The sequence below is a fragment of the uncultured Campylobacter sp. genome (assembly GCF_938045225.1).
In the GTDB taxonomy this organism is placed as follows: Bacteria; Campylobacterota; Campylobacteria; order Campylobacterales; family Campylobacteraceae; genus Campylobacter_A.
On record NZ_CALINL010000058.1, the window covers coordinates 1 to 4,557 of the forward strand.

Here is a 4,557-nt window from a genome sequence, read left to right on the forward strand (position 1 = left end):
ATGCTTTAATACGTGAGCGAGTGCGAGGCTATCTTTACCGCCGCTAAGACCAAGCAAGATCTTATCTCCGCCCTCTATCATCTTGTATCTAGCGTTTGTCTGGCCAACTTGCCTAAGCAGTCTCTTGCTAAGCTCTATCATAAACTCTCCACCATTTCTAGGATAAATTTAGCGCTGACGTTTGCTGAGTCTTGTAAGAATTTATCAAAGTCAAATTCAGCCTCATTGCCAGCTCCGTCGCTGATGGCTCTAAGGATGAAAAATGGCACGCCAAGCGTTTCACAAACTAGCGCAACACTCGCACCCTCCATCTCGGTAGCACTTGCATTAAATATCTTTTTGATCCACTCTTTTTTCTCGTTGTCGCAGATAAACTGATCGCCAGTTGCGATGATGCCGCCTTTTAGCGTGATGCCTTTTTCAGCCGCGACGCTAGAGGCTAACGCATTTAGAGCGTCGTCGCTTTTGATAAATATGCTAGTCTCGGGCACGTAGCCGTGTGGGTGTCCAAACGCCGTAATATCGACGTCGTGCTGCATCAGACTAGTCGCATAAAGCATATCGCCGATTTTTAAATTTGGATTTAGCGCGCCTGCGACGCCGGTAAAAAGCAGTTTCTTGGCACCAAATTTCTCGATCATCGCGCTTGCGGTCAGAGCAGCGTTTACCTTGCCGATCTTTGAGTAGGCGATCACAAGCTCTTTGCCGCCGAAATTTGCGAGGTAAAATACGTTATTTGCGTGCTTAACCTCTTTATAGTCCTTGATGCGCTCAAGTAGAGGAGCAACCTCCTCGCGCATCGCGCCTAAGATCGCTATCATTTAAGCTCCTTTAAAAGCTCTTCAAGACTGCTAAGATCGGTGACGCTAAAGGTCGGCTTTTCGGTGATTTTTTTGTTGATGCCTTTTAGCACGCTACCGCCGAACTCCACAAAAATATCAACCTCGTTTTCGATGCTTTTGATGCTTTGTTTGTATAAAACGGGGCTAATGAGCTGGGTTTTTAGCAAATTTAGCGCTTCGTCTTTCGTGCCGTAAGCTTTTGCCGACGCGTTTGAAACGACTGGGGCAAATTTGGCAGCTAATGCCGGCTCTAGCTGTGCCGTTAGCTTCTCGCTGGCATTTTTCAAAAGCGGGCAGTGGCTGATGACGGACATATTTAGAGGCAGCACGCGCTTAGCACCCGCTTCTTTAAACGCTGACTCAAATTTGGCGATGTCGCCTTTTAGCCCCGCGATCACGATCTGACCGTCGCAGTTGTAGTTCGCGGCGTAAATTTGATAGCCGTCCGCTTGCGCGTTTTTGCAAATTTGCTCTACCGTCTCGTCGCTAAGCCCCAAAATAACGCTCATCGTCACGTCTTTGCCCGCGCAGTCCTCTTGCATAAATTTACCGCGCAAATTTACGATCCTAAGCGCACCCGTAAAATCAAATGCGCCGCTAACCGCAAGCGCGCTAAACTCGCCCAAAGAGTGGCCGAGCGCGAAGCTTGGCTCTAAATTTACGCTTTGCTTTAAAGCAAGATAGCACATAAGCGAGTTTAAAACGATGGCAGGCTGAGTAAATTCGCTCCTGTTTATGAGGTCGTTTTCGTTGAAGAGTAGATTTGAAAAGTCGATTTTTAGGCTATCGTTTGCATTTTGCAAAAACTCGGCGGCCGGGCGGAAATTTTCGTAAATTTCCTTACCCATACCGATGCTTTGCGAGCCTTGTCCCGGGAATATAAACGCCGCTCTCATCTAGATACTCTTAGTGGCAACCGCATCCGCCGTCATCGTGATGATGACCGTGTCCAGCGCAGCAGCCACCCTCTTTGTGCTCATGATGGCCGTGGCCTCCGCAGCAACCGCCCTCGCCGTGGTGATGGTCGTGATCGTGTCCGCCGCATCCGCATGTATGTGCGCCGCCTACCATACCCGTAGCTATCTCGTCCTCTGTAGCGTCGCGTTTGTCGAAAATTTGAACCTTAAACTCCAAATCTTTGCCTGCGTAAGGGTGGTTAAAATCAACCGTTACGTCGTCCTCGCCGATAGATTTTACTATCACGCGTACGCTCTCGCCGTGCTCGCCTTGACCGAAAAGCTCCATGCCCTCTTTTAGCTCGATGCCCGCAAATTGCTCTTTAGGCAACATCTGAACCGCGCTAGAGTCATACTCTCCGCAAGCGTGTGCAGCCGGGATAACGATAACCTTTGTTTCGCCCTTTTCTAGTTTAGCAACCTCTTCTTCTAGCTTCTCGATGATATGACCGCGACCTGTTAAAAAGGAAATCTCTTGCCCCACTTGCATATTGGACTCTAAAATTTCGCCCGTTTTTGCGTCTTTTAGCTCATAAAACATAGCTATAACTTGTTCTTTCACGTTCTTCTCCTATTTATGAAAATAACGTGATTATATCGTTAAATTTATTAAAGAATGTTTTAGTTTCGAGTAGGTGCGGCTTTGGCTTCTTTGCTGTCCGGATAGCCTAGTTTTAGTGCTTTGTAAAATTTATTCGCACTTGCCGTGTCTTTTATCTTATCAAAGCTAATAGCAGTGTGATAAAGAAGCTTTGGTGTATACTCGGCCTTGTCGTAGAGCTGGATACTTTGCTGGTAGTATTTTATGGCGTTGTTGTAAGCTTTTTGCTGATACGCTATCTCGCCGAGATAAAAATTCGCCATCGCAGGCTTATGATCTTTACTTAAAAGATATTCGTATCTAGCCTTTGCATCATCGAGCTTGCCTGCGTCAAATAGCTTTTTAGCTTCGCTTGCTACATCTTGATTTTTTTGTTTAGTAAAATCAATCTTTGGAGCTTGTGGCTCAGCAGCGGCTGGGCTATTGCTAGCTACCGGCTTGTCTTCATCGTTTTTTTTTGTGGTAGCAGGCGCAGCGTTGCTCTTATCTATCAAAGCACCCATATCCTTAAGGGCTTTGGTGATTTTAGCGTTGTTGGCCTCTTGTATTTTTCGGCTTTCTTCTACGTATTTTTTAAGCTCGTCAAAATCACTTTTTGCGGTAGAATTTCCGTCGTTTCCTTCGATATCGTTTAGTCTTTTTTCTATTCTAGACATTCTTGAGTTTAGTCCGTCTAGTACGCTCTGCAAGCCTTCTAAGCGCTCTTGTATGGCATTTAAATTTGACTCGACGTCGCCCATATTTCTACTTAGATTTTCTACGTTTTGCTTGTTTTTTAGAAAGGTTTTTTCATTATCGGTCAAACCGTAGGGACTAGAGCTATCTAAATTTCCAGCATCAAATACCGAAATTTCATTGGAAGCGGAATAAGAAAGAGTGGCTCCTATAAAAAGAGCCACGAAAGTTTTTAAATTCGTCATAAATTTAATTATGGAAGAACTTTGAATTCAGCACGTCTGTTTTGAGCGTCGCAAGCTTTTGTTTTGTCTGTGCAAACAGGGTTGCTTTCGCCGTAACTTACAACAGTGATTCTGTCAGCAGAAACGCCTTGTTTTACAAGAGCGTCTTTAGCAGCTTTTGCTCTTTTTAGACCAAGCGCATAGTTGTACTCATCTGTACCCCACTCGTCGCAGTTACCCTCTACTTTTACAGAAAGACCTTGAGCCTCTGATTGATTAAATAGGCCTGCGTTTGTGTTGATAGCAGACTGCATGTCACCTTTGATATTAAATTTGTCAAAGTCAAAGTATACAGTTTGAACTTGACCTTCGATGCTTGAAATTAATTGTTGCAATCTCTCGCTATCGCTCATCATGTTATCGCTTGAGTTCATACCGCCCATATTTTGATTAGCGTCAGCGCTCATATCAACTTCAGGGTTTTTAGAGCTACAACCGCTCAACAATAAAGCTGCAATAGCAGCAGAAGTTAAAACTACTTTTTTCATTTTCATCCTTTTATAGAAATTTAACGTGATTATATCATAAAATTTACTAAATATTACCAATCAATAGACTGAATTTTACCGATTTTTAATGGAAATTGGAAACTTTTGTTCTCATTTACGCGAATTATACCAAGAGAACTCTGGCCGCCAAGCTCTTTGATAAACACTACGCTTTGTCCGTCGCTAGAAAATCTAGGGTATAAATTTTTACCGCTTGCAGTGAGCTGTCTGATATAGTCAGTCTGCGTAGAGATCATATATATGTTAAAATCTCTCGTTCCAAAGCTACTCTTACCGTCTTCTCTACTAGAGTACACTATATAGTTTTGATAGGTACTAACGGAGTTGTTGTTTTTGCCGTGATAGACCAACTGCTCAAAACCGCTTCCATCTACATTTTGCGCGAAAACATTAGGATAGCCAAGTCTATCGGAAACAAAAACTACGCGTCTGTCGCCGTCAACGAAGTTGCCGTTCACGTCTATGCCGCTATAGTTAGTTACCTGAGATAGTCTTTTTGAATTTAGATCGTATATATAGATATCAGGCTGATCTTGCGGAGCCATAGTTAGCAAAATTTTATCTCCGTTTTGGCTAACGTCGGAGGCTATAAGCATACCTCCCTTGCTATCTAAAATTTTAGTTTTTTGGCCGCTCGCAACATCGTATCTATAAAGAACTAAGTTTTTACCGCTGTAATCAGAGTAGTAA

At 43.7% G+C, this 4,557-nt stretch carries 5 protein-coding genes and 2 pseudogenes; all 7 read right to left on the reverse strand.

The window, feature by feature from the left end:
• Positions 1-141 (reverse strand): annotated as a pseudogene (locus tag Q0200_RS02715) (tRNA 2-thiocytidine biosynthesis protein TtcA); the annotation flags it as partial.
• On the reverse strand, positions 138-821 hold the full coding sequence (locus tag Q0200_RS02720) for a 5'-methylthioadenosine/adenosylhomocysteine nucleosidase (protein WP_297937435.1): 684 nt from the start codon (positions 819-821) through the stop codon (positions 138-140). The gene Q0200_RS02720 and the pseudogene Q0200_RS02715, both read right to left, overlap by 4 nt.
• The gene (gene fabD, locus Q0200_RS02725; protein WP_297937437.1) at positions 818-1,738 is read right to left on the reverse strand and encodes an ACP S-malonyltransferase; all 921 of its coding nucleotides are present in this window, start codon (positions 1,736-1,738) and stop codon (positions 818-820) included. The genes Q0200_RS02720 and fabD overlap by 4 nt, the downstream gene beginning before the upstream one ends.
• Before the next feature lie 10 nt (positions 1,739-1,748).
• On the reverse strand, positions 1,749-2,360 hold the full coding sequence (locus Q0200_RS02730) for a peptidylprolyl isomerase (RefSeq protein ID WP_297937440.1): 612 nt from the start codon (positions 2,358-2,360) through the stop codon (positions 1,749-1,751).
• 59 nt (positions 2,361-2,419) lie between these two features.
• Complete coding sequence (locus Q0200_RS02735; protein WP_297937443.1) at positions 2,420-3,319, reverse strand: tetratricopeptide repeat protein; 900 nt, start codon at positions 3,317-3,319, stop codon at positions 2,420-2,422.
• A gap of 8 nt (positions 3,320-3,327) precedes the next feature.
• On the reverse strand, positions 3,328-3,846 hold the full coding sequence (locus Q0200_RS02740) for an OmpA family protein (protein ID WP_297937446.1): 519 nt from the start codon (positions 3,844-3,846) through the stop codon (positions 3,328-3,330).
• A 53-nt stretch (positions 3,847-3,899) separates the two neighbouring features.
• Positions 3,900-4,557 (reverse strand): annotated as a pseudogene (tolB, locus tag Q0200_RS02745) (Tol-Pal system protein TolB); the annotation flags it as partial.

Excerpts from the sequence above, each read along its gene's own strand:
- Q0200_RS02720 (WP_297937435.1), bottom strand. The coding sequence starts at position 821 with ATGATAGCGATCTTAGGCGCGATGCGCGAGGAGGTTGCTCCTCTACTT.
- fabD (WP_297937437.1), bottom strand. The coding sequence starts at position 1,738 with ATGAGAGCGGCGTTTATATTCCCGGGACAAGGCTCGCAAAGCATCGGT.
- Q0200_RS02735 (WP_297937443.1), bottom strand. The coding sequence starts at position 3,319 with ATGACGAATTTAAAAACTTTCGTGGCTCTTTTTATAGGAGCCACTCTT.
- Q0200_RS02740 (WP_297937446.1), bottom strand. The coding sequence starts at position 3,846 with ATGAAAAAAGTAGTTTTAACTTCTGCTGCTATTGCAGCTTTATTGTTG.